General features: G+C 44.6%; 20 protein-coding genes, 1 tRNA gene and 1 riboswitch. Of the genes, 16 read left to right on the forward strand and 5 right to left on the reverse strand.

Translation table 11 applies throughout. From position 1 onward, the window contains the following. The first annotated feature begins 9 nt into the window (after positions 1-9). Entirely contained in the window at positions 10-2085 is a 2076-nt protein-coding gene (locus LRY47_RS10700) for a hypothetical protein (RefSeq protein WP_295225188.1), read from the forward strand. 155 nt (positions 2086-2240) lie between these two features. Here the strand turns inward: LRY47_RS10700 and LRY47_RS10705 are convergent, their stop codons facing one another. Next, complete coding sequence (locus LRY47_RS10705; protein WP_295225191.1) at positions 2241-3080, reverse strand: EamA family transporter; 840 nt, start codon at positions 3078-3080, stop codon at positions 2241-2243. 282 nt (positions 3081-3362) lie between these two features. Here LRY47_RS10705 and LRY47_RS10710 point away from each other — a divergent pair, with 282 nt between their 5' ends. Continuing rightward, positions 3363-4664 (forward strand): citrate (Si)-synthase, encoded by a 1302-nt coding sequence (locus LRY47_RS10710; RefSeq protein ID WP_295225193.1) that lies wholly within the window; start codon positions 3363-3365, stop codon positions 4662-4664. A gap of 73 nt (positions 4665-4737) precedes the next feature. On the opposite strand, the gene mobB is transcribed toward LRY47_RS10710, so the two are convergent. Further along, entirely contained in the window at positions 4738-5235 is a 498-nt protein-coding gene (gene mobB / locus LRY47_RS10715) for a molybdopterin-guanine dinucleotide biosynthesis protein B (RefSeq protein ID WP_295225196.1), read from the reverse strand. A 71-nt stretch (positions 5236-5306) separates the two neighbouring features. Between mobB and LRY47_RS10720 the strand changes: the two genes are divergently transcribed. The 3 genes from LRY47_RS10720 (at position 5307) to LRY47_RS10730 (ending at position 7655) form a co-directional block, all read left to right on the forward strand. After that, entirely contained in the window at positions 5307-5894 is a 588-nt protein-coding gene (locus LRY47_RS10720; protein ID WP_295225198.1) for a molybdenum cofactor guanylyltransferase, read from the forward strand. A 2-nt stretch (positions 5895-5896) separates the two neighbouring features. Then, a complete protein-coding gene (locus LRY47_RS10725; RefSeq protein WP_295225200.1) occupies positions 5897-6826 on the forward strand; it encodes an exopolyphosphatase in 930 nt (309 codons plus the stop codon). Between the two features lie 175 nt (positions 6827-7001). Further along, positions 7002-7655: a hemolysin III family protein gene (locus LRY47_RS10730; RefSeq protein ID WP_295225202.1), complete on the forward strand. Its 654-nt coding sequence runs from the start codon at positions 7002-7004 to the stop codon at positions 7653-7655. Between the two features lie 79 nt (positions 7656-7734). Here LRY47_RS10730 and glyA read toward each other — a convergent pair whose 3' ends face one another. Together glyA and LRY47_RS10740 are read right to left on the reverse strand one after the other, a co-directional pair. After that, positions 7735-8979, reverse strand: a complete 1245-nt coding sequence (gene glyA, locus LRY47_RS10735) for a serine hydroxymethyltransferase (protein ID WP_295225204.1) — start codon at positions 8977-8979, stop codon at positions 7735-7737. A 58-nt stretch (positions 8980-9037) separates the two neighbouring features. Continuing rightward, positions 9038-9125, reverse strand: a riboswitch (ZMP/ZTP riboswitch). Between the two features lie 37 nt (positions 9126-9162). Beyond that, positions 9163-9588 (reverse strand): rhodanese-like domain-containing protein, encoded by a 426-nt coding sequence (locus LRY47_RS10740; RefSeq protein WP_295225206.1) that lies wholly within the window; start codon positions 9586-9588, stop codon positions 9163-9165. 131 nt (positions 9589-9719) lie between these two features. Here LRY47_RS10740 and LRY47_RS10745 point away from each other — a divergent pair, with 131 nt between their 5' ends. The 6 genes from LRY47_RS10745 (at position 9720) to LRY47_RS10770 (ending at position 17351) form a co-directional block, all read left to right on the forward strand. Continuing rightward, positions 9720-11195, forward strand: coding sequence for a glyceraldehyde-3-phosphate dehydrogenase (locus LRY47_RS10745; RefSeq protein ID WP_366043654.1), 1476 nt, complete (start codon positions 9720-9722; stop codon positions 11193-11195). Between the two features lie 247 nt (positions 11196-11442). Next, on the forward strand, positions 11443-12567 hold the full coding sequence (gene carA / locus LRY47_RS10750) for a glutamine-hydrolyzing carbamoyl-phosphate synthase small subunit (protein WP_295225210.1): 1125 nt from the start codon (positions 11443-11445) through the stop codon (positions 12565-12567). Then, positions 12567-13562 carry an endolytic transglycosylase MltG gene (gene mltG / locus LRY47_RS10755; RefSeq protein ID WP_295225212.1) on the forward strand — a complete coding sequence of 332 codons (996 nt, stop codon included), beginning with the start codon at positions 12567-12569 and terminating at the stop codon, positions 13560-13562. Before carA ends, mltG begins: the two co-directional genes overlap by 1 nt. Before the next feature lie 44 nt (positions 13563-13606). Beyond that, entirely contained in the window at positions 13607-14953 is a 1347-nt protein-coding gene (locus LRY47_RS10760; protein ID WP_295225214.1) for a hypothetical protein, read from the forward strand. A 3-nt stretch (positions 14954-14956) separates the two neighbouring features. Continuing rightward, positions 14957-15871: a Ppx/GppA phosphatase family protein gene (locus LRY47_RS10765; RefSeq protein WP_295225216.1), complete on the forward strand. Its 915-nt coding sequence runs from the start codon at positions 14957-14959 to the stop codon at positions 15869-15871. A gap of 22 nt (positions 15872-15893) precedes the next feature. After that, entirely contained in the window at positions 15894-17351 is a 1458-nt protein-coding gene (locus tag LRY47_RS10770) for a DUF445 family protein (RefSeq protein ID WP_295225218.1), read from the forward strand. Here the strand turns inward: LRY47_RS10770 and LRY47_RS10775 are convergent. Beyond that, positions 17336-19450 carry a transporter substrate-binding domain-containing protein gene (locus LRY47_RS10775; RefSeq protein WP_295225220.1) on the reverse strand — a complete coding sequence of 705 codons (2115 nt, stop codon included), beginning with the start codon at positions 19448-19450 and terminating at the stop codon, positions 17336-17338. The two genes, LRY47_RS10770 and LRY47_RS10775, sit on opposite strands and share 16 nt — an antisense overlap. 196 nt (positions 19451-19646) lie before the next feature. Here LRY47_RS10775 and LRY47_RS10780 point away from each other — a divergent pair. The 5 genes from LRY47_RS10780 (at position 19647) to LRY47_RS10800 (ending at position 24938) form a co-directional block, all read left to right on the forward strand. Next, positions 19647-19730: transfer RNA gene (locus LRY47_RS10780), tRNA-Leu, on the forward strand. A gap of 390 nt (positions 19731-20120) precedes the next feature. Then, complete coding sequence (gene proV, locus LRY47_RS10785) at positions 20121-21323, forward strand: glycine betaine/L-proline ABC transporter ATP-binding protein ProV (protein ID WP_295225223.1); 1203 nt, start codon at positions 20121-20123, stop codon at positions 21321-21323. Then, the gene (locus tag LRY47_RS10790) at positions 21320-22165 is read left to right on the forward strand and encodes a proline/glycine betaine ABC transporter permease (protein WP_295225225.1); all 846 of its coding nucleotides are present in this window, start codon (positions 21320-21322) and stop codon (positions 22163-22165) included. The genes proV and LRY47_RS10790 overlap by 4 nt, the downstream gene beginning before the upstream one ends. Positions 22166-22176: 11 nt before the next feature. Next, a complete protein-coding gene (proX, locus tag LRY47_RS10795) occupies positions 22177-23196 on the forward strand; it encodes a glycine betaine/L-proline ABC transporter substrate-binding protein ProX (RefSeq protein WP_295225228.1) in 1020 nt (339 codons plus the stop codon). Between the two features lie 83 nt (positions 23197-23279). After that, entirely contained in the window at positions 23280-24938 is a 1659-nt protein-coding gene (locus LRY47_RS10800; protein WP_295225231.1) for an ABC transporter ATP-binding protein, read from the forward strand. Positions 24939-25280: the final 342 nt, after the last annotated feature.

Consider the following 25280-nt stretch of genomic DNA (forward strand, 5'->3'; position numbering starts at 1 on the left):
AGTTTATTGATGGAAAAGTTATATTTGCCTATAAAACGAGGTCTGCTCAAGGCTGTGCCTGTATTGAGTGACAGCATGTATGTGAAAGCGTCGTCAGAAATCGACGATGTGCTCAAAAAGATAAAGGATCTGGAACAGCAGTATTTGAAGAATCCTTCCAGTGTTTCTCAGAACGACGCGACAGTTATCATAAAACAGACTTATACCGTCGCCATAGAGATGTTTGAGGATAAGATACGTTCCGGCTTTTCACTTCTGCCGGAGGAACAGGCTATACTCGACCTTTGCAGAAGGGAAGTGAGCCGTCCGCAGATGCTCAAGGGAGTTCTGGGGCTTCTTTTCCATTCGATAAGCAGGATAAGGGACGTTGTTGACGACCTTAAAGAATGGTTCGGGCTATCTTCGGATGATGATATAGCGGGGAGGTATCTTGCGCAGGCAGGCGACGTTCTGCTGCCGCAGTACAGAAGCCTGATTCAGGGCTGTTTTACCGCCATTCAGGATTTTTTCACAAGGGTTTTTGAACCGGAAATTCTTAATATAGCGGCTGCGCAGCTTGAGGCGGCTCTTTTCTATCAGGTTAAGCGTACGAATATTGATAAACCTATGGCATCCCTTATGCTTACTTTCGCAGATTTCGCCTATTCAGGAATAGATGCTTCAAAAAGCGGCGGTTATGTAAACCTGAAGAAAGCGGAACTGCCTTCATATCTCCAGCCTGTATACGACGAAACCAAAGGACTTATCACCAGTTCCAGAGGGCTCAGGGCATGGCTTGGTAAAAAGGATAATAATATTGTAGTGTCCTTTTCCGGTACAGACAGCCTTGACATGGTGTATGCGGACATAGAACAGCTTTCCGCACCCAGTCTGCTTTATCTGAAATCGGCAGGTTTGCTTAAGATCATTCTGGACAGTAATCCGGGTAAAAACTTTTATATCACGGGACATTCCCTTGGCGGTGGACTTACTCAGTTTTCTCTGACGGCAAACGCATCGGGAAACATCAGCCGCATGTCCGGTTTCGGGTATAATCCGGCGGGGCTTTCGGAAATATCTATGATCCATCTTAAAAGCGACAGGATGGGGCAGGCTAAGAACAATATAGAGATATTTATGACCGCTTATGACCCTGTTTCGACTTTCGGAGGAAAGCTCGGCTGTCTTATCACTTTGCCGAAGTCAACCCACAACGGACACGGCATAAAGGATCTGATGGAGTGCATGGTGCTGTACCTTAATACAACGGCTGTTCTTAAGTCTTTTGAACTGATGAACATACTCGGATATGAATATGTTAAGGATGATTTCATCCCATATGTAAAATGTGTAGGACTTAAAGATTCTGTTTCAGAAAACTACTGGTCATGTTTCAATCCCGATTATAAATCAGGCATGACGAAAACTTTTGCTTCCGTTCAGGTTTCAAAATCCCTTCTGAACATGCTTCAGCAACCGAATGTTTCTTCCGATTACTGTGCGGGAGTATATAACAAGTTCAACGGATGCAGCCATTCAGCCGCGAACAGACTTCTTCTGGCGTCCTCCGGACAGGCTCCGGATTCCGTCAGTTCAACCGGAGATGCGCACGCGGCGATAATCTACGGAAAATTCGGCTTCGGTAAGAAAGCGTTCGTTGACCTGCTGACCAAGGCGTTTGTGGAGAGTTCCTCGGTTTATGACGAATCCAGAAGCACATACGAGATGGCTTTGGCGGCTGTCAGAAACCCATTCCCTTATGAATTGCAGGCATGGCGCTACATACTTATAAACGTGTTCGGGATAAGCAATCTTGATGCTCTTTTGGCTCAATACCCTCATGCTGCGAAAGAACTTGAAAGTATGCTGATCAAGTTTGCTTCGGATAAGGAAGACCTGTTTGCTTCAATTTATCAGGGCAGAGCGCCGGATCAGGATCAGAAGAACAGACTTGGCGCCGGACTGGAACAGCTTGCCGTCAGCAGTACAAACCAGCTTCTCGATCAGGCAGTTACATACGGTATTATGTCAGGTGACCAGCGTAATATTGTGAAACAGTACATCGCAGATTTTTGCAGTCAGGTAAGAAGGGCTATCGCTAGTTAAATTGAACGATTCAGATTTGTCGGCATAAGATGGCGCCGATATCCTTCGGCGTCATCTTGTGATATATAAAAGGAAGGCCGGCCTCCTGCCGGCACTCACAGTGAGCTCCGTCTCAGTGGCGCGGTTGTTCCGCTACCGATGAGAGTATTATCAAGTTACATGCCAATTTTAATAAGAACTATTCCAGCCATGATGATGATTGTGCCTAAGATCTTGTAAAGAGTGAACTTTTCCTTGAAAAACATGATGCCCATAATGACTCCGAACAGCGTGCTGATCTGTCTTATCGCTGACGCATAGGAAAGGTTTACCATGTTCAGACCGTAGCGGTAGGAAATAAATGACGCAAATACCACAAGTCCTGCAAAAAGAACCCACCATCTGTCTTTCTTAATATAATTAAACGTAATTTCGCCACGGCGTATAGAATATCCAAATATGAACATTGTCATAAACAATGACATCGAATAGACATACAGTATGAAATTGCCTCCAGAAACACCTTTCTTATCCATAAGAGCACCGAAGGAATAGAAGAAGGCGCCGGCAAGTGCAAAAAACGCTCCTTTTCCAAATTCACCCCACTTACCTTTGACGCGGTTTAGAACAGCTGTTCCCAAAATGGTCAATATCACACCTATAAGCCCTATAACTGTCAGATGTTCTTTAAGAAAAATTACAGCCCATATAAGGATGAAAAAAGGCGAAGCAGTGGTGAGCGGGTAAACAAGTGATACATCAGAATATTTGTAAGCCGTTGAAACCGAAAGATGGTAAATTGAGAAGAAAATAGCCGCTATAAAGGCGGTTATGACCACACCTTTATCAAAATATAAATAGTCTCTGAAAGCCACAGGATATATCGCCGTGAAGAAGGAAATATTGGCAAAATGCATGTAAAAGTTGAATGCATACTTATTTTCTGATCTTTTAAGCAATACATTCCATAATGAATGTGTGAAGGCACTGAAAATTATAAACAAAAATCCTAACATTTTTAACCGTTTAAAAATAGATTGAGAAAACGGATTTCAATATTTGAAATGGCGTCTTTTTTATCTCTTTATTTTTCAGATTATGACATAGCTCTGACATTCGCGTCAATAATAAATAATTGTCAAACAAGTATAAAGTTGCTCTTTTGCTGGTGTCTTGCTATTGGTATTTTCTATGCATTAATGCACACTGTATACAATTTGGGTGTTGACATAGGCTATCATCAATGCTAAAAATAAACACTGTTTAAATCTGACGACAATAAAAGTGGAGGCATTTCAATGGGACTTAAAGAAGTACTCAAACAGAAAATCGATGCTCATCGCCCCAGAACAACCAAACTCCTTAAAGAGTTCGGCAATGTTAAGCTTGGCGAATACACAATCGAACAGTGTATAGGCGGCGGCAGAGGTATTAAATCTCTCGTGACAGATATCTCCTACCTTGATCCGATGGAAGGCATACGTTTCAGAGGTCTTACCATCCCTGAAGTTATGGAAAAACTCCCCAAACCCGACGGCAAAGACTATCCTTATGTTGAAGGTTTCTGGTATTTCCTTCTTACAGGCGATGTCCCCACAAAAGCACAGGCAGAGGAAGTTGTTGAAGACTTCAAAGCCCGCGCACAGGTTCCCCAGTACGTTTTCGACATCCTCAGAGCTATGCCCAGAGACGAACACCCTATGGTAATGTTCTCTGCTGCAATCCTTGTTATGCAGCGTGAATCCAAATTCGCAAAATTCTATAACTCAGGCTTCAATAAAATGACAGCATGGGAACCCATGTATGAAGATTCAACTGACCTTCTGGCAAAACTGCCGGAAATAGCTGCATATATCTACAGAATGAAATACAAAGGCGACACTCCTATCGCTTCTGACAAATCTCTCGACTTCGGCGGCAACTTTGCTCATATGATGGGCATCAAACCTCCTTATGACGATGTTGCAAGAATGTATTTCATCCTTCACTCCGACCACGAATCAGGCAACGTTTCCGCACACACAACTCACCTTGTTGCGTCTGCGCTTTCCGATGCTTATTATTCACTGTCTGCCGGTATCAACGGTCTTGCAGGTCCTCTTCACGGTCTTGCTAACCAGGAAGTTCTCGGCTGGATTCAGGATGTTTATCAGAAACTCGGCGGAAAAGTTCCCACTAAGGAAGACCTTGTTAAATTCCTTTGGGATACTCTGAAAAGCGGTGCGGTTATCCCCGGATACGGACACGCAGTTCTCAGAAAAACCGACCCCAGATACACTTCTCAGCGTGAATACTGCCAGAAATATCTGCCCGAAGACGAACTGTTCAAAGTTGTTTCAATGATCTATGAAGTTGCCCCCGGCATCCTTCAGGAGCATGGAAAAGCTAAAAACCCCTGGCCCAACGTGGATGCACAATCCGGCGTTATCCAGTGGTACTACGGACTTACTGAATACGACTTCTACACTGTTCTTTTCGGTGTCGGTCGTGCGCTTGGTGTTCTTGCGAACATCACTTGGGACAGAGCTCTCGGTTACGCTATCGAGCGTCCCAAATCAGTTACAACACAAATGCTTGAAGACGTTGCAGGCATTAAATAAGCCTCAGTTTAAAGCAGTACATATTAAAAAAGGCGAACCGTTTGGTTCGCCTTTTTTTCGTAAAAAAACTTTTTTAAAGAATGTTCTTAATGATGAAATCCGCTATTTCCTGCGGATCGTTAAGATTTAAGAGAACTCTGCCCTGAACCTGCGGATTGTCAGGCATATCGGTTGCGACGGCTATAAGATTTTCGTCTTCCGCACATTGAAGCTTTGTGGAATATCCGCTTCTGAAAACCTCAATCTTTTTTTGAAGTTCTTTTTTGAATCCTTCTGCTATAATAATGTCTGTGTAATCGGGCAGCATAGCCGTGAGTTCTTCGATGGATTTTTCTTTTTCAACATCGCAGATCATGGCATATTTGTCTTTGTTCGATATTAAGATAGCTCTGGCTCCGGCTTTTTTGTGCCGCCATGTGTCCTTGCCCTCTTTGTCCATCTGGAAATCATGGGCGTCGTGTTTAACGGTGGACACGTTGTAACCTCTGGCTGTGAGCAGCGGTATAACTTTCTCTATAAGAGTTGTTTTTCCGCAACCCGATGTCCCCACAAAAGATACTAAGGGTTTCAAAATATACCTCCGTGTGTGTATAGTACTGAATGTAGGATGAAAAATGATAAAATGCAAGAAAGGTTGTGCAAATGATTAGAAACACTGCAATTATGGCTGGAGGGCAGAGCCGCAGATTCAATGCCGACAAAACGCTGGAGGAAGTTTTTGGAAAGAAACTGATAGAGCATACAGTAGACGCTATTTCAGGCTGGGCTGATAAAATTGTGGTTGTTGCGAAAGACTGCAGAAAGTACGCGTTTCTGGAAATCCCCTGTACTTCCGATATCTATGACCAGCAATGCCCAATGGTGGGCATACTGACCGCACTGAAACACTACAATACGCATGTTTTTGTTGTTGCGGCGGACACTCCGCTGGTGAACAGCGAACACGCTGAAAAGCTTATGATTGCTTGTCAGGGGCATGACGCCTCTGTACCTGTTATCGAAGGAAAGATGCACCCGCTTTATTCGGTTTACGCACCGAGCCTGATACCCATACTTGAGAAACAGATAGCTGATGAGAACTACCGCCTGACCAAGGCATTTGACCTGTCAGATGTGGTATATCTGACCGAAAATGAGATATTAGCCTCGGAAAACGAGAAAAAATCGTTTATAAATATAAATACAAAAGACGATCTTGAGGCGGCTCTTGATTTTATGCAAGGAGAGTAACGATGGCAGAGAAAAAATTCAGACTTGTGACAAGAAGCGATTTTGACGGGCTTGTTTGCGCCGTACTTCTTAAAGACATGGATATTATTGACGACATTAAATTTGTCCACCCCAAGGATATGCAGGACGGGCTGATTGAGATAACTGAAAACGATATCACCACAAACCTGCCTTATGTCAACGGAGTCCATCTTGCGTTTGACCACCACCTGAGCGAAACCATCCGTGTGGGCAAAAAAGATAACCATATAATAGAACCGGAAGGTCCCTCCGCTGCCCGCGTTGTTTATAACTATTACGGCGGAAAGGCGAAATTTCAGAATATCGGCGATGATATAATGGAAGCGGTGGACAGAGGCGATTCCGCAAATTTTACCCTTGATCAGGTGCTTAACCCCAAAGGTTGGGATCTGATGAATTTCCTTATGGATGCCAGAACAGGGCTGGGCAGGTTCCGTGATTTCCGTATTTCAAACTATCAGCTTATGATGAAGCTGATAGATCTCTGCAAAGATCATTCCATTGACGACATAATGCAGGATGAGGACGTTCGGGAGCGTGCGGAACTTTATGCCGAACAGCAGGAGCTTTTCAAAGATCAGGTTAAAAGATGCGCAAAGGTTTACGATAACCTTGTTGTGCTTGACCTTCGCGATGAAGAGACCATATACGCAGGAAACCGCTTTATGATATATGCGCTGTTCCCTGAACAGAACATTTCCATACATGTTATGTGGGGACTGAAAAAACAGAATACGGTTTTTGCCACAGGCAAATCAATCTTTAATAAAACATCTAAAACGAATATAGGCGAACTGATGCTCCAATATGGCGGCGGCGGTCATATGAACGCCGGAACATGTCAGGTTGCAAACGAAGACGCTGAACAAAAACTCGCTGAAATTGTCAAAAAAATAAACGCCGACGGCTGATATTTATGATAAAATTGCCGCCGTCAGCTCTGGCGGCGGTTCTGTTTTAATGAACCTCCGTTAACTTATGTAAAAAGGTTGCATTTGTCTTCTTTTTGTATTGACAAATCCGTTAGCAAGCGAACATATTAATAAGAAGAATAGAGAAGATTGATTCTCAATATCGGGGGTTATGATGACTGTTAAGGATCCTGTAAGCGGCATATCACATCTTGTCGGGGCGCTTTTATCAATCGCCGCACTGACTGTGCTGGTCGTTCTTTCTGCTTATTATGCAACTGCATGGCACGTTGTGTCATTTTCTATATACGGTGCCAGCATGACTTTGCTTTATCTGGCAAGCGCCGCATACCATATTTTTAGCCTTGGCGAAAAAGGAACCAGAAGGCTCAAAAAAGTTGACCACGTTATGATTTTCATGATGATAGCGGGAACCTATACGCCTTTCTGTCTGATACCTTTGCGCGGCGGCTGGGGATGGAGCATCTTCGGCGTTGTCTGGGGCATCGCTGTTCTGGGCATCTTCTTTAAGCTGTTCTTTATCCACGCACCAAGAGTGATATCCACTGTGATATACATTATCATGGGGTGGATCAGCGTTGTCGCGATATATCCCATTGTTAAGAACATACCCACAGGAGGAGTGATCTGGCTTGTTGCAGGCGGGCTTTGCTATACCATCGGTGCGGTTGTATACGCCACGAAGAAACCTAACATCTCAAAACACGTCGGTTTCCACGAGATATGGCACTTCTTTGTTCTGGGCGGCAGTTTCTGCCACTTCATGACAATGATACTGTATGTGCTTTGGATAAATCCCGTTAAATAAGGTTATGTTCTCAGTAAAAAATAAAGGCGGAAACCCTTTGGGGCTCCGCCTTTTTTGATGTCAGGATTGTTGTTCGGTATCAGTATTTGAGACCGGGAGGGGGGAACTTTCTGCAAAGTTCTTTAACCTCTTTGGCTATCTCTTCAAGAAGAGTTTCATTTTCAAAGTTTGCAACAACTTTGTTCATCCACTCAGCTGTTTTTTTAACTTCAGCTTCGCCGAAACCTCTGGATGTGAGAGCGGCAAGACCGAGTCTGATGCCTGACGGATCGAAAGGTTTGCGTGTGTCGTAGGGAACAGCGTTGTAGTTAAGAACGATACCGGCTTTATCAAGGGCTTTTGCGGCCTGTTTGCCTGTGATGTTCTTGTTTGTAAGGTCAATGAGCAGAAGGTGGTTGTCTGTTCCGCCTGTAACGAGGTTGAAACCGTAGCCCTGAAGAGCCGCAGCCATTGTTTTCGCGTTTTTGCAGATGTTGGCTGCGTATGTTTTGAATTCGGGAAGCATAGCTTCTTTAAGGGCAACCGCGATACCTGCTGTTGTGTGGTTGTGGGGTCCGCCCTGAATCCCGGGGAATACGGCTTTGTCTATTGCCGCCGCGTGCTTCTCTTTGCAAAGGAGCATACCGCCTCTGGGTCCTCTGAGTGTTTTGTGGGTTGTTGTGCTGACAACGTCTGCATAGGGAACGGGGCTGGGGTGTGCGCCGCCTGCAACGAGACCTGCAAAGTGAGCCATGTCAACAAAGAGGATTGCGCCGACTTCGTCAGCTATCTCTCTGAATTTTGCAAAGTCTATCTGGCGGGGATATGCGGAGTGACCTGCGATTATCATTTTAGGCTGGCTTTCGACAGCAAGTTTTCTGATTGTGTCATAGTTCAGAAGACCTGTTTCTCTGTCCAGTTCGTAGGAAACTATGTTGAAGAATTTACCGGAGATGCTCACTGGTGAGCCGTGGGTAAGGTGTCCGCCGTGGGGCAGAGCCATACCCATAACAGTTTCGCCGGGTTTAACGAATGCAAGGTAAACCGCAAGGTTAGCGGGCGAACCGGAATAGGGCTGAACGTTTGCATGTTCTGCGCCGAAAAGTTCTTTCGCGCGTTCGATAGCCATCACTTCGATGGGGTCGATGAACTGCTGACCTTCATAGTATCTTTTACCGGGGTAGCCTTCGGAATATTTGTTTGTCAGAACTGTGCCTGTGGCGTCCAGAACTGCCTGAGAGACGTAGTTTTCTGATGCGATCATACGTATTTTGTCGATCTGTCTCTCTTCTTCATGTTTGATCAGGTCGTAAAGTTCGGGGTCAAATTTTTTGAGATCTTCCATTTGAAAAAGCCTCCTAAAGTGTCCGGAAACGAAAAAAGCGTCCGAACGGTTCATCATTGTGAACAGCCCAGACGCACGGCTTTTAGATATATTCCCCACTCCCCGAAGGTAACCCTTCTTAATCTGCGTCAGTCATGGGGTTCTGGTCTCTTTTAAATAATTACGGCGCGCTTGTCAAATGATTTATTTGTAAGGGACAAGTGCAACGCCCGCCTGTTTTGCGGTTTTTACACCGCCAAGGATATCGAACGCATTGACATAACCGTTGCCGTGCAGAACAGGCAGCAGTTTCGATGTTCTGTTGCCGGAGCGGCAGACTATGCCGAATTTTTCCGATTTGTTCGGAACTATTTTTTCCAGCTCCGAAAGGAACGCCTGATTGTTATAGTTTCCTTTTTCGTCAAAATAAGTAAGCGTATACGCTCCCTGAATTACCCCTGTCTGCATCCACTCACCCTTTGTACGAATGTCGATGATCTTAACCCCTGAATCAACAAGGTTTTGGCTTAATGGCTGGTCGCCCGCCGAACCTGTGGGGTTTTGCATTGCAAAATAGAACACCCCCAGCATAAACACCACCGCGGCTATAATAAGTGCAGTCTTTTTCATAGCTCCCTCATTTAATAAATTTATCTATAGTACCCGAAAATTGAATAAAATTCATCTTTTTTGCGCACAGGCGTTTTTTTTAGTTCAGTTTTTTGTAAAAATAATATTTAATACGGCGAAACATTATTCGGATGTTCCAATTATTAATTAAGGAGTTGATCGTGAAGACAGCTATTGATGCCTACATGAAAGACTGGACAGAACGCGAAGAGATTGCAACCGAAATGGTTCCGGTTATAACAAAGCTTTATAAACAAAGAGGCGTTGTTATCAGACTCTTCGGTCAGTCTCTGGTCAGAAAAAATCCCATACAGGTTATGAAAGGACACAGATTCGCAAGGCTTATCCTTGACAAAGAGCTTTCCGTAAGGGATACAGAACCCTTCCTCGGTGCTGTTGCGTCTCTGGAAACCAGCCCCGCGACAATAGACATAGGCAAACTCTACGCCAAATATGAAAAGACCGACAAGAAACTCTCCGTTGCGGATTTCGTTAAAGCGGAACTGGCGGAGATAACCACTGGCAGCTTTGAAGAACCAGAGGCTAAAGACGTTGTGCTTTACGGTTTCGGACGTATCGGACGTCTTCTGGCGCGTATCATGATAGGACGCTCAAGGGTCGGTACTGGTCTGCGCCTGCGCGCGGTTGTTATCCGCAAAGGCGAAAAGATGGACATCGCAAAACGTGCGAGCCTTCTTCGCCGCGACTCTGTTCATGGTGCTTTTGAAGGTACAATCATCGTTGTTGAGGAAGAGGACGCTATCATAGTTAACGGTAACTACGTTAAGTTCATCGCCTCCGACGGTCCCGACAAGGTCGACTATACCCAATATGGCATAGACAACGCTCTTGTTATCGACAACACAGGCAAATGGGCAACGGAAGAGGGGCTTGCTCTGCACCTCCAGTCTAAGGGTGTTGATAAGGTAATTCTTACAGCTCCCGGCAAAGGCACTCTGCCCAATATCGTTTACGGTATCAACCATAAGGATATCAAACCCGAAGACAGAATAATAACAGCGGCAAGCTGCACCACAAACGCCATCGTTCCCGTGCTGAAAATCGTTCAGGATAAATTCGGTATCGTTAACGGTCACGTTGAAACTTGCCACTCATATACAAACGACCAGAACCTGATAGACAACTATCACAAGAAATCCAGAAGGGGCAGAGGAGCTCCTCTTAACATGGTTATCACGGAGACAGGAGCGGCAAAGGCTGTTGCGAAGGCACTGCCGGAACTTAAGGGTAAGCTGACAGGAAACGCCATCCGTGTCCCCACACCCAACGTTTCTCTGGCGATACTCAACCTTACGCTGACAAAAGAGGTCACTCTTGACGAAGTGAATGACTATATACGCGATATGTCGCTTACATCAAGCCTTACAGATCAGATTCAGTTTGTTAACAGCGCAGAGGTTGTTTCATCCGACTTTGTGGGCAACAAGTCCACAGGTATTGTCGATGGTCTTGCCACCATCGCCGACGGGAACCGCGTTGTTCTCTATGTATGGTACGATAACGAATACGGATACAGCCGTCAGGTTAACCGTATAGCTGAATATATATGCGGACTGAGGCTTAAGACCTATCCCCAGACATATTAATTATATAAAACCGGAAGTTTTGCTTCCGGTTTTTTTCTGTCCTCTGTGTAACTCCCTCCTTTAGCAAAGGAGGGTTGGGGTGGATTTGATTAATATTTAATTTAAATCCCCCTTAGTCCCCCTTTTGTAAAGGGGGAGACAGGACAAAAGGAACAGAAAGTTTTGTAACAAATGGCTTGAAATACGCTTGCACTTTTAGAAAAAAAACATAGAATCCTAATCAGTAAATAACGAGGTATAGATCTAAATGAAAAAAGCTTATCTGGTACTTTCCGACGGCACTGTCTTTGAAGGGACGTCATTCGGCGCAGACGGCACCTGCGAAGGCGAGGTTGTTTTTAATACATCCATAACAGGCTATCAGGAGATTCTCACCGACCCGTCATACTTCGGGCAGATGGTCGCCATGACCTATCCGCTGATAGGTAACTACGGCATCAACAGCGAAGATTTTGAATCCGACAAGGTGTGGCTCTCCGCTTTCATAGTTAAAGAATACAGCCAGATCTACTCAAACTACAGAGCTGACAAATCTCTCGGCGATTTCCTGAAAGAGCAGGGCGTTATCGGTATCGAAGGCATCGACACACGGATGCTTGTCAGACACATCCGCGAACAGGGTTCTATGAACGCCATAATAAGCACCGAGACAGACGACGTTGAAAAGCTGAAACAGATGGCTGCTGCTATCAAAAGCATCGAGGGGCAGGACTACGTTCAAAGCGTAACATGTAAAAAAGCTTATAAATGGACACAGAAGACTTGGACTCTGGAAGAGGGCTACACAGACGTTGTGAATCCTTCAAAACATATAGTTGCCGTGGACTTCGGTATAAAGAAGAACATTCTCAGATATTTCGCGGATATGGGCTGTGAGGTCACTGTTGTTCCTGCGAATACCTCTTTTGAAGAGATAGATGCCATTAAACCCGACGGTGTCTTCCTTTCAAACGGTCCCGGTGACCCAGAACCCGTTAAATATGCAATCGAACTTGCGAAAAAGCTTATAGGCAAATATCCCGTATTCGGAATCTGCCTCGGAAACCAGATACTTGGGCTTGCCATGGGCGGAAAGACATACAAACTGAAATTCGGTCACCACGGCGGCAATCAGCCTGTTAAAGATTATGAGACAGGTAAAGTTGAGATCACCGCTCAGAATCACTGCTTCGCTGTTGACGTGGACAGCCTTGGCGATCAGGTTGAGGTCACTCATATAAACCTGAACGACAAAACAGTGGAAGGATTGAAACATAAAACGTACCCCATGTTCTCTGTGCAGTACCACCCCGAAAACGGCCCCGGACCGCAGGACGCAACATACCTTTTTGAGCGCTTTATCAATATGATAGACAAACATAAAAGTGCATAATGTTAAGAATAGCTGTTATCGCATTTGCAGTTGTGATGTTCCTTGCCACTGCATCGTTCGGTCTATGGACGGTGAAGTGCGAGGATTTTCTGGACAAGACACGCGTCACCGCTGAAATAACCGTTCCTAAAACGAACGGTTTCAATGTGATGTACGAAAGTGTGATAGCGGAGCTGAATCCGCCGCTCATGTTCAGAGAATATCTCATTCGTATGAAAGAGATAGACGTTAATATGAAATACGGCTATTACAAAGTCGAAGATACTCCGCTGAAAGATTTCCTGAATCTCATAATTCAGGGCAAACAGTCTACGATGAAGATAACCTTTCCCGAAGGGTTCAATACTTATGATATGTCTGCAAGAGTGGAGCGCTTCATTGTTGACGACGGCGAAGAATTTTTCCGGCTGACAAGGGACAAGGACTACATCTTCGAGCTTACAGGGCAGCATCTTGAAAGTCTTGAGGGTTATCTCTATCCCAGCACATATACCTTTGAACCCATGACCAGACCCAAAAAGGTCATTAAAACCCTTTACTGGTATTTCAAAAAACAACTTCCTGCGGACATCGAAAGTCGCGCGGCGGCACTCGGTATGTCGGTTAACGATATTATCATTCTGGCTTCTATAATACAGAAAGAGACCTATGACCCAGCGGAAGCTCCTGTGATATCTTCCGTTTACCATAACCGTCTGCGCAAAGGGATGCGTCTTCAGGCGGATCCTACGGTCATTTACGGGCTTATGCCGGAGTTTGACGGCAACCTGCGCAAACGTGACCTGCAAGACCCGTCCAACCCTTACAATACATACAGACACGGCGGTCTTCCGCCAACCCCTATCTGTAACCCAAGCAGGATGGCTATAGATGCGGCTTTGAACCCTGCTGACACGGGTTATCTGTATTTCGTCGCAGACAAGAACCACAGGCACACGTTCAGCGTCAGCTATGACGAACACAGAGAGAAAGTGAACATCAACCAGAAGCAATAATAAAAACACTTTCATTATAGCAACTTGCCCGCTATTATATCTGTATGCGGAACAACGTTAATATTCGTGTCCACAACAGCAAGTCCATTGAAATGAAACTGGAATACGTTCCTGCCGGAGCGCCGGACAGATCCGATTATCAGATTGATCTTTTTCTGTTTTTTCCCGGCAACATGGGTGTAAACGAATCCACATACGAAAAAAAGCATTTTTATCAGGATCTTTCGCGGAATATCCGCCTTAAAACGCCAGATTTCTATCTTAACAACTACTATAAACGACTGAAACATTTCGACGACACGAGCAGTATTGTTATGCGTTCGCCGAGCTGCGAATACATGTACAAAAAATTTGTCTGCGGCTACAGAGCAATGCTTCGCAATCACACTGAAAAAATTACAGACGCCAGCAAGGAAGACGAGGTCGGTCTGCTTCTTGAACATGTGGAGAAGAACCGCAATATCTTTCGCAAGCTAAGAAAAAAACATGACGGGATAGAGATGTTCACTCTCGGCGATGAGTTCACCAGTGTGGTTACGAATATATATCTGGTAAGGCTTTACGACAGGCTTTCAGCTTCCCACAGGGAGATGATAGCCGACACCATCAGAGAGGAACTGCATTATCGGCAGGAGCATTATCCGCAGTCAACAGCGGGTGACGACGAGCAGAACGAAAAGCTTATAAACCGTTATGAATGGCTGAAAAACTATTTTTATACAATTCTGCATCTTGCGGCAAAAAGAAAAAAAGCGGACACCGCCACAACAGTTTTTGTTTATGCCGCCGCTGCCGGACTTTCAATGGTGTTTGCAACGGTGATAGCCTTCTGGGCGCAGCAGAGATACGGTAATTTCACTCTGCCGTTCTTCGCCGCACTGGTTTTGGGGTATATGTTCAAAGACAGAATAAAGGAGAGTTCCAGAGCATACCTGCGTAAAAAATTCTCCGCGCATATTTATGATTTTGAAACGCGCATATATGAAAGCAGTAAAAAACACGCGATGGGTAAAACATATGAGAAATCAGCATTTATAACCGTTAAAGACCTGCCTGAATATGCAATAAACGGTTATGATCCTTCAGACAACATAATCAGATTTTCAAAAAAAGTGCGGATAAACCACCGGAAGATAAAAGATGTCATGGACAGTGAGATCGACGGCGTCACGGATATTATGAGACTGAATGTCCGGCGTTTTATATCGGGACTTGAAGAACCTCTCACACTGGTGTACTCTGTCTCCGATACTAACCTCGAAAAGAAATATGTGGAAAAAACCTACGATATGAATATCATACTTCGTGTTGCCGGAAAGAATGGTGAGGCGGTCATACGCGGGATTCTCACCGTTTCGGCGAGAGGAATAAAAAGATTCAGGATGGATTGATTAATGAGAGCAGCGGCAATAGATATAGGTTCCAATGCGGTAAGACTTATGATCGCAGATGTTGAAGACGGAAAGATAGTTAATATTGTGCATAAAGACAGACATGTTACAAAGCTTGCAGAAGTTTTAAGCACAAAAGGCATCCTCAGCGATGCATCAATCGAGAGAACAGTCAATGCGCTTCGGCTTTTTGCAGAGGCAATGACATATTATAAGGCAGAACGTTTCCATGCTGTCGCAACCAGCGCAGTTCGCGAGGCACGCAATTCAAGCATACTGATTGAGGCGGCTGGCAAGCTAGGTATCAATATTCAGGTGATAGACGGCACAACAGAGGCAGGGCTTATCTTTAACGGCGTATGTTCCGCTGTGGACACAACAGAGAAAAAAGTTCTTGTGTTTGATATCGGCGGCGGCTCCACAGAGTTCATATATGCCGAACCAGGCAAAGAACAGAAGAAGATAAGCGTCCCCATGGGCGTGGTCAAGCTTGCTGAACGATATGATTTCGGCGGCGCGCTCGAAATGGAACAGATGGACAGGATACGCATCCCCATGTTCAGCGTTTTGCAGGAGGTTGTGAATTTCCTTGAGTGCAAACCGGACATGGTCATAGGTTCGGCGGGTACTCCTACTACACTCGCCGCCATTGAAATGCATATGGAAAATTATGACCAGATAAAAGTTAACGGTTTTGAGATAGCGAAACCACAGATAGAGGCGATACTTAAAAAACTTTGCTCCATGACTGCCGAAAAAAGACTGCTTGTCCCCGGAATGGAAGTGGGAAGGCAGGAAGTTCTTATCCCCGGGATACTCATTACCCTTGAGCTTATGAGTATACTGGGTATGGAAAAACTTACTGTATCGGATTTCGGACTGAGGGAGGGACTTGTCGTTGCTGTCGCAAACGCTTAATTTTCTTTTAACACCTGTCGCTATGGGACTGGTCGGATACGGCACAAACTGGCTTGCCATTAAAATGCTGTTTCGTCCTCATAAGGCTTCCGTGCTGTCTTTCGGATGGCAGGGTGTAATACCGAAGAACAGGGCTAAGCTCGCACGCGAGATCGGACATCTCGTCGGTGATAAGCTTTTGCGCAGAGAGGACATTAAGAACGCTTTCTTTAACGGAGCTGTTCAGGAACGCATGGAAAAAGCTGTTGAACATGAACTCATCGCTTTTCTCGAAAAAGACTACGGTACTCTTGCCGACATTATATCAAAGTCCGGCTATCAGCCGGCGACCGTAATTTCCGCGGCGCTGTCCGCACTTAACTCAGGCGGATTTCTGGACAAGGTCTTTGACGCGGCGGCAGACGACGTTCTGAACGCCGTTTACGGATTCAAAATAGGTGAACTTGATAAATATCATGACAACCTGAAAACAGCTGTGGAAAGCTTCCTTTCATCACAGAAGATACAGGAAGAGGCTGGAAGCGCCGTTTCCGCGTATATAAACAATCTTGTTCTTTCAGGCAAATCTCTGAACGATATAATTCCCAAAACTTTGTCGGATAAAATTCCCATGTTCTCCGCGTTTGTTACTACAAAGATACTCGATTCTCTGGAGAACGCATTTGACGATCCGAATGTCCGCGAAAGAGCGGCGGAAAAGCTGATAGAGATGAAGAACAATCACTTCTCCGAAGGGACTATTGACCAGATGAAGCTTGGCTTCCTGAACATGTTTCTTAACGAGGATTCCGTCCGCGACATTGTGGATAAATACCTTCCAAAGCTCATAAAATCCGTGAAACAGAGCGACGATGTGAAACACCGAATAGAAAAAGCGCTCACCGGATATATCCGCGAGATAAACGAAAAACCGCTTTACAAGCACGCGGACAGCATAGGGCTTGAAACTGTGTTCAGTCTGAAAAGTTCACTTGTAAGCGCGATTCAGCGTGCTGTGGCATCAGAGGATATCGCAGAGAAGATAACCTCAAAACTTATTACGTTTGTCAGGAACAACCCTGAAAAGACATTGGGCGAGGTGATAGAATCAGCCGGACTTTCGGACGTTGTGGAAGGTAATGTGCGCAGATTGGCGCGCCCCACAGACAGAAAACTGGTTTCCATGCTCTGCGGTTTCTGCGAGAACATACAAATCAATAATGTCTACAGATTTATACCGAAAAAGATGTTCGGACGGGTAAAATCCGCCCTGATAGCGCAGATAAACAAGGTAGTTGAAAAAAATCTGGACAGAATTGTTGAGTCGGTGAATCTGCCGAAAATAACGGAAAACCGCATAAATTCTCTTGATCTTTACGAGGTTGAGAATCTTTTGTTCTCTTTTATGAAAGACAGCTTCCGGTGGATTAACATCCTCGGCTTTGTGCTGGGGTTCCTTTTCGGTCTGGCGCAGGCGATATTCATTTACAGCGTGTCGTAACTCTCCGGTGCCGGAAGACTTCTGAGCTCCACAATGAATTTTGTCCCCGGATTCATGTTCTCAAAATAGAGCCTGCCGCGCATGTTCTGTTCTATGATTATTTTGGACATGTAAAGCCCGACGCCCGTTCCTTTCCCTTCCTCTTTGGTGGAAAAATAGGGTTCAAATATCCTTTCGGCAATGTCTTTCTGAATACCGGTGCCGTTGTCTGTTACGCAGACTGTTGCAAGCCCGTCGCGCTCTTTAACGCTGACCTCTATGACGCCTTTTACAGAAGAATCCTGTTCCATGCAGTCCGTAACCGCGTCACGGGCATTTTGAACGAGGTTTAAAAGAACCTGTTTAAACTCATTCGGAAACCCTTTGACGTATATTTTTGCGTCAATCTCAGTTTCAAACGATTCAAAATCCGTATACTGAACCCGTTTGCCGTTGAACTCTATAATAAGCTCAATGCCGCTTCTGGTAAGCTGTACGCCCAGAAGTGAGGTTGAGTTTGCAGTTTCCCTGCAAAGTTCAAAGACAACTTCATCCTTATCAGGTTTAAAGAAGTTTTTGAAGTCGTCTATTGTCTTTGACATGAAATTTATCTGTTTCATCGACTGCTGGACAAGGTCGCGCACATAGTTTTCGTCCAGCTCGCCGTGTTTATACGAATCTTCAAAATCCTGTACGAATATGGCTATGGTGTTGAGCGGCTGCCTCCATTGGTGGGCTATGGCACTCATCATCTGACCCATTGCCGCCATCTTTGACTGCTGCATCATGAGCCTTTCGTTCTGGCGTCGTTTCTGTACTTCCTGCTCAACCTTTTTCTCAAGATATTCCTGTCTGCGGTTCAGCAGTTCGCTGGCTTTTTTACGCGAAGTAACATCCATGATAACTAGCTGTATGAAGGTTCTGCCGCCTATTTCAAGCCTGCTTGCGGATATCTCCGCGTTGAATACGTCGCCCCACGATTTTACAAAATCGAGTTCAAACGACCATTTTTTGGTTTTATTCATTTTATTCAGAATTTCTTCGACTTTAGGTATGTGTTCTTTAACCACAAGCATTTCAAGGAACATCTGAAGCAGTTCGCTGCGTTCATATCCGAACTGTGCCACCATCTCACCGTTAACGTCAGTGAGCGCTCCCTCTTCACTGATTATTGCTATGGGGTTGTATGATGTGTTGAACAGCGTGCTGTATTTTTCTTCGTTCTCTTTCAGCCGCTCTTCCATACGAATGCGTTCTTCTATCTCCTGCTGAAGTTCTATGTTTTTGTTTGTTATTTCGCGGGTTTTACGGTTAACCTCGGCACGGAGAATCAGCACAACTGAGATGATGAAAAGTACAGGAAGCAGTAGTATCGCGAAAATGAGCTTAGTATTTGCCAGAAAATCCGGTTTTGATGCGAATGCCAGCCATTTTTCGTAACTTTGCTGGTATACAGAGCCTTCTGCGTGTTTCATCTCCGTAAGCCGCATATCCAGTTTTCGTATCAGCATCGGAGTGAGAGGCGAATCTTTAACAAGTCCGAAGCGCACCTCAACAGGGTTCATAAGAATAGTTGTTTTCTGAAGGTTATATTTTTCGCCGTTCGCCATAGTGAAAAAACGATTTGCCAGACATCCGTCAGCCTTTCCGTTTTTGACCTTATGCATTGCTTCATCGTAGGTTTCGGTGAAAAGATAATTAATTTTTACGCCGAAACGTTTGGCAATTTCCTGTATACCGTTGTCACTTGTGAAATATATGTCGTCTTTCAGAACTGCGATCGTCTTGTTGTTAAGGTCAAGTATGGAATCAGCTGTTATACCTTTGCGGACGGATATCTGCCCCCAGTTACTGATAATGTTTTCATTGCTGAATGTCATGTATTGGGTTCGCTCAAGGTTGAAACCGATAGGGACAAGAATGTCTATTTTGCCCTCTTTGAGCATGTTCAGCGTGTTTGGCCATGTGTCGTAAACATATGTCAGGTGCCAGTTTTCTTTTACTGCGATATCTTTAAGGATGTCATAGCAGAAACCTTCTATCCTGCCGTTTTCATTTTTGAAGATCAGCGGATAGTTCTGATATATTCCGACGCGAATATTCTGAGCAAGTGCGGGCATTGCTGTTAAAATCAAAAAAAAGAAAATAATTGTTAATGTTTTGCGCAAGACAAAACTCCATATGAAATTATATTGGAGTTTATCAAATAAAAGTTTATTTCACAAGTAAATCGCCGTTTTATATGTATAAATTTTTGTTTTGATTGACAAAAACTGCAGGTTAAAATAGTATGTTGTTCGTTTTTTATATATTGATGCCGGAATGGTGGAACTGGTAGACGCGCTGGACTCAAAATCCGGTGCCAGCAATGGCGTGGGGGTTCGATTCCCCCTTCCGGCATATAATAAGGGGATACTGACATTGTTGGTATCCCCTTATTATTTATTGAAATATGAGGGAATCGAACGCCGATGAGCGCTGACCGGTATCATCTCTTTTTTATTATTTCTTTAATCGTTTCTTGTTACATATTAAGTATTTTGCTGTTTATAAATTACATGCATGTAACATTTGGGTTGCAAAAAATACCTGAAAATGCTAATTTATATGAAGCACTAAGACTTAAAAAAATTAGTAATCTTAAATAAAGTCAAAAATTAGTATCAGTATATGTCTCTTTTTATATCAAATATCACTACGGCATATTCATTTTTTATTGAAAATATTATTCTTATATTGCAATAGTTTATCTTGTTTTTGTCTTTATTTGATTTGATAAAAGAGGTGTTGATGGATAAAAAAGAAAAAATTTCCGTTCAGGGTTTGTTCAAGATATTTGGTGATAAACCGGAAACAGCCCTGAAAAAACTGAAAAAAGGAAGTTCCAAGGAAGAGGTTCTGGCGGAAACAGGAATGACTGTCGGCGTTCAGGATGCGAATTTTACGATTTATGAAGGTGAAATATTCGTAGTTATGGGGCTTTCCGGCTCCGGAAAATCCACTTTGGTTCGTATGCTGAACAGGCTGATTGAGCCTACCTCCGGAAGCATCTTTCTTGACGGAAAGGACATTGCCGTAATGGGCAAGGATGAATTGAAAGCGGTGCGCAGAAAGAAGATAAGCATGGTCTTTCAGTCGTTTGCCCTTATGCCGCACCTGAGCGTTATAGAGAACGCGGCATTCGGGCTTGAGATGACAGGGCTGAAAAAGATAGAGCGTGAGGCTCTGGCTCTTGCCGCTCTGGAACAGGTGGGACTTGACCAATGGGCATTCAGTATGCCGGACGAGCTTTCCGGCGGTATGAAACAGCGTGTGGGACTTGCCCGCGCACTGGCTGTAAACCCTGATGTTCTTCTTATGGACGAGGCATTTTCAGCACTCGATCCCCTTATCAGGGCAGAGATGCAGGACGAACTTTTAAAACTTCAGAAAAAACTCAGACGTACAATTGTATTTATTTCTCACGACCTTGACGAAGCCATGCGAATTGGCGACAGGATAGCCATTATGGAGGGCGGACGCGTGGTTCAGGTGGGAACACCGGAAGATATTCTTCAAAACCCTGCCGACGACTATGTTAAGGCGTTCTTCCGCGGAGTAGACCCGACAGTAATTCTCACAGCTAAAGATATAGCGGTTAAAAATCAGGTCACAATCAAAATTCGTCCCGGAAACGGTCCGAGAACGGCACTTCAAAGGCTTATCAAGCATGAACGCGATTTCATATATGTTATTGATGAAAATGAAACTTATAAGGGTGTTCTCTCCCGTGACGAACTCATTGAAATGGCTGATAACGGAGAGAAAGAGATTCATGAAAATCACCTTAAAGCATCGGCTTTCGCTTTTAGCAGTGATTCAATGCAGGACGTTCTTCCGTTGCTTATAGACAACCCTTTTCCTATCCCAGTTACAGATTCTGATGGCACCTATGTCGGTACCATTTCAAAAAATATATTCCTTAAAACACTTCACAAAGGAGGTCAGGCATGAGTTTTTTTGATTTTGATGAGCGCGTGATCCCTTTGAACGAATGGGTTCAGGACGGTGTAGATTGGCTTGTGGAATATCACAGAGATTTTTTCCAGATGATAAAGTATCCGGTGGAACAATCACTTAATGGTGTTTCATGGGTGCTGACACATACGCACCCGCTGATATTTACCGTCATAATGATGTTGCTGGCATGGCGATATTCAGGCAGGAAAACTGCCGTGTTCACCTTTCTGACAATGCTGCTGATCGGTCTTCTGGGCTTTTGGGAAGAAGCAATGATAACTGTCGCGATGATAATCTGCGCCGTGGTTTTCTGTGCTATCGTCGGTATCCCTCTTGGGATTCTGGCAGGCAGGAGCGACAGGTTTGAAGCGATCATCAGACCGTTTCTGGATGCTATGCAGACCACACCTGCGTTTGTTTATCTTGTTCCCGTTGTGATGCTTTTCAGCATCGGAACTGTTTCAGGCGTTCTGGCAACGATAGTTTTTGCCCTGCCGCCTATCATAAGACTCACCAGTCTCGGCATACGTCAGGTTCACCCCGAACTTGTCGAAGCGGCTGTGGCGTTCGGCGCCACACCTTTCCAGGTGCTTCGGAGGGTTCAGATACCTCTGGCGATGCCATCCATAATGGCGGGGCTGAACCAGACAATAATGATGTCGCTGTCTATGGTCGTCATAGCGGCGCTCATCGGTGCGGGCGGTCTCGGGATGCCAGTTTTCATGGGACTTAATACTCTGGACATCGGTCTTGCGACCATCGGCGGTCTGTCTATCGTGCTTATCGCTATGGTGTTCGACCGCATAACGCAGGGTATGGGAAAAAATAGAAGATAACAGGAGGAACTATGAGAAGACTTTTATTAACGGCATTCGTGTGTCTTACGCTTGTTGTTTCGGCATCGGCGTATAACAAAACACCGGGTAAAGGGAAAACGCTGAAACCCGCAAGGGCGACATGGGATACAGGATATTTTCAGGAAGCGCTTATCCGGCGCGGAATGGAGGAACTCGGGTATAAGGTCGAGAAACCTAAGGAACTTACGAACCCGCTTTTCTATCAATCGCTTACGCTTGGCGATGTGGATTATTGGGCGAACGGATGGTTCCCTCTGCACACTGCACAGCTTCCCAAAAACTTTGACAGCAAAGCGGAAATAATAGGCTATGTTGTGAAAGCAGGCGGCTTGCAGGGATATCTTGTTTCCAAAAGCTATGCGGAAAAATATAACATCAAATCTCTGGACGATTTTAAGAGAGACGATGTCAGAAAGGCTTTCGATTCAAACGGCGACGGCAAAGCAGACCTTGTGGCATGTCCTCCCGGATGGGGATGCGAAAAGGCGATAAGCTACCATATGGACGTTTACGGACTTAAAAAATATATCAATCCCATCAAGGCATCATACTCCGCGAGCATGTCGCAGGCTCTTGCACAGCAGAAAGCCGGCAAGCCCGTATTCTTTTACACATGGGCGCCTAACTGGACGATATTCAAACTGAAACCCGGAAAAGATGTTGTATGGATAAACGTTCCAGAGATAAAACCTTCAGAATCTCAGGCACCGTTCAAAGACAGAATGACTGCAAAAGGTGTAGTGGGTGCAGTTTCAGACCCTATAAAGCTCGGATTCGTAGTCAACGATATCAGGGCGGTAGCCAACAAAAAATTCCTTACGGCTAACCCTGCGGCAAAGGCTTTTCTATCGGAATTCACGCTGAATCTGGCTGATATCAACGAGCAGAACACGAAGATGAATGCCGGAGAAAAGTCTGAAAAGGACATCGAGCGCCATGTTGACCAGTGGATTGCAAAAAACAAGGCAACGTGGAACAAATGGCTTGAGGATGCAAGAAAAGCACAATAACAATCATGCCCCTCCACGCCGAGGGGCTTTTTATTTCAAAATTCGCTCCCGATATGATATCTTAATATTTTTACGGGGCGTAAATGCAGTACATATTCAAAATCATCCGTCTGTCAGAAGTTCCTGCATGGCACATCATCGTGCTTCTGGTTATGGCGGTTATCTCTTCATTTCTTTCAGTCATACCTATACAATTTTTTGGGTACGCTCTGGATGCTTTGTCCGGACGCGAAGGTCTCGGTGTTGTCAGCAAGCTTGTCAGCCTGATGGGATTTGACAACATGGCAGTTGCCGGAATAGTTCTGTTCTTTGTTTTTTCAGTTATTGCCATTCTTTTCAGGATATCGTTCTGTTATCTGGCAGAAATTTTCTGTGAGAACGTAATCAACAGAATGAGGGTAAATCTTTTCGCCAAATGTATGCGGGTGGATTTTGTCAGGCAGATGCAAACAGACAAAGGCGATACTATCTATACGCTTATCAACAGTACAAGGCAGCTGGAAAACATATTTTCAAGACCACTTTACACTATGTTTTCTGATATCTTCGACCTTATCTGGATAACTGCTTTCATACTTTATACTGCGCCTGCGGTAATGCTGATTCTTGTTTGTGTTTTGCCGTTTATCTGGTTTTTCAGTCTCCGCACTGCAAAGAAACAGAAGCTGGCGGCTGACAATGTGCAGATATCCGATTCAAAACTTACATCCATTCTGGAACAGTCTTTAAGCGGTTATGAAACCATTAAGGCTTTCAGGGGTGAAAATTATGAGAACCGCCTGTTCGGCACCACAGCGGATGATTCCTTCCGCCACAGGCTCAGTGCCGCAAAAAGCCTTTCGATGTTCTTTCCGGTGGAGGGCTGTTTGCGTGTATTCGGCGTTTCCTTGGCGCTGATATATACCGTATATAAAGTTGTTGCTGGAGCTATGCCTCTTGGTATGGTTTCCATCGTGTTTGATTATTCCAATAAATTTTATGCGCCTGTCCGCAATATAAGCCAGTATTATCAGTCTATACAGCGAGGTCTTGTGTCTGCTAAGCGTATTGCAGAATATTTTGAACTGCCGGAAGAGGCTGATAACGACGGTTTTATAGATATCGTTGATGATACTGTTGTTGCAGAAAATATTTCTCTTTCGCTGAACGGAAATGTGATTTTTGAAAATTTGTCATTCAGTTGCAAGCGAGGCGACCTGATACACCTGAAAGGTATCAGCGGAAGCGGCAAAAGCTCGCTTCTGCGTGTTCTGTTGGGGTTTTATCCGTTGAGCGGAGGGAAACTGACAGTGTTCGGCAGAGATATAAATGAGTATCCGAAAAAGCAGTTGAGGAATATATTTGCCTACGCGCCTCAGACAGCATTTCTGCATAATGTCTGCCTTGCTGAAAATGTCGCATATCCAGATGGTGATGCTGATTGTGCAGATATCATTTGCAGGCTGAACTTGGACGGGTTGGACGCATTAGCAACAGCAGGAGAAAACGGCAATCGCTTTTCAGGCGGCGAGCGAAGCAGGGTGGGCTTTGCCCGTGCGGTGGTGAGAAATGCGGACATAATCATTCTGGACGAGGTGACGGCATCACTGGATTCTGAAAACACTGCCGTTGTTCATGAAATAATTAGTGAGCTGAAACAGCAGGGAAAAATTATCTTTTATGTCTCACATGATGAGCATGTATTGTCTGCTAATGAAACAGTTTTTATAAACTGTATGTCCATAAGAAACAAATCAGAATAGTTTATCAGGTAGTAGGAGACGAGCTTGTTGTTTTTGTTTTTGCTATCGTCAAAAGGGATGGGTTGGAAGTATATAGGGAATTCATTAAAAGATTTTAAATGTATGCCTTAATCATTATTACATTCAAAATATGATTCATCTAGTTCTGCCTTATCTTTAAGTAATTCAATTGGAACCAATCCATCATATTGGAGGTTTTTCAATAATTCATAGTCGACCCTGTAAATAGTTTTGTGTAAGTGCCGTTTTACGCATTAGCCCTTTCGCCGTATTCCATGATGAAACGGTTCATGGCAGGCAGCCAGTCCCTCAGCGGCATAGTCCACTTCTTTGATGCCTGTT

Source organism: Seleniivibrio sp., assembly GCF_021209385.1.
Lineage (GTDB): Bacteria > Chrysiogenota > Deferribacteres > Deferribacterales > Geovibrionaceae > Seleniivibrio.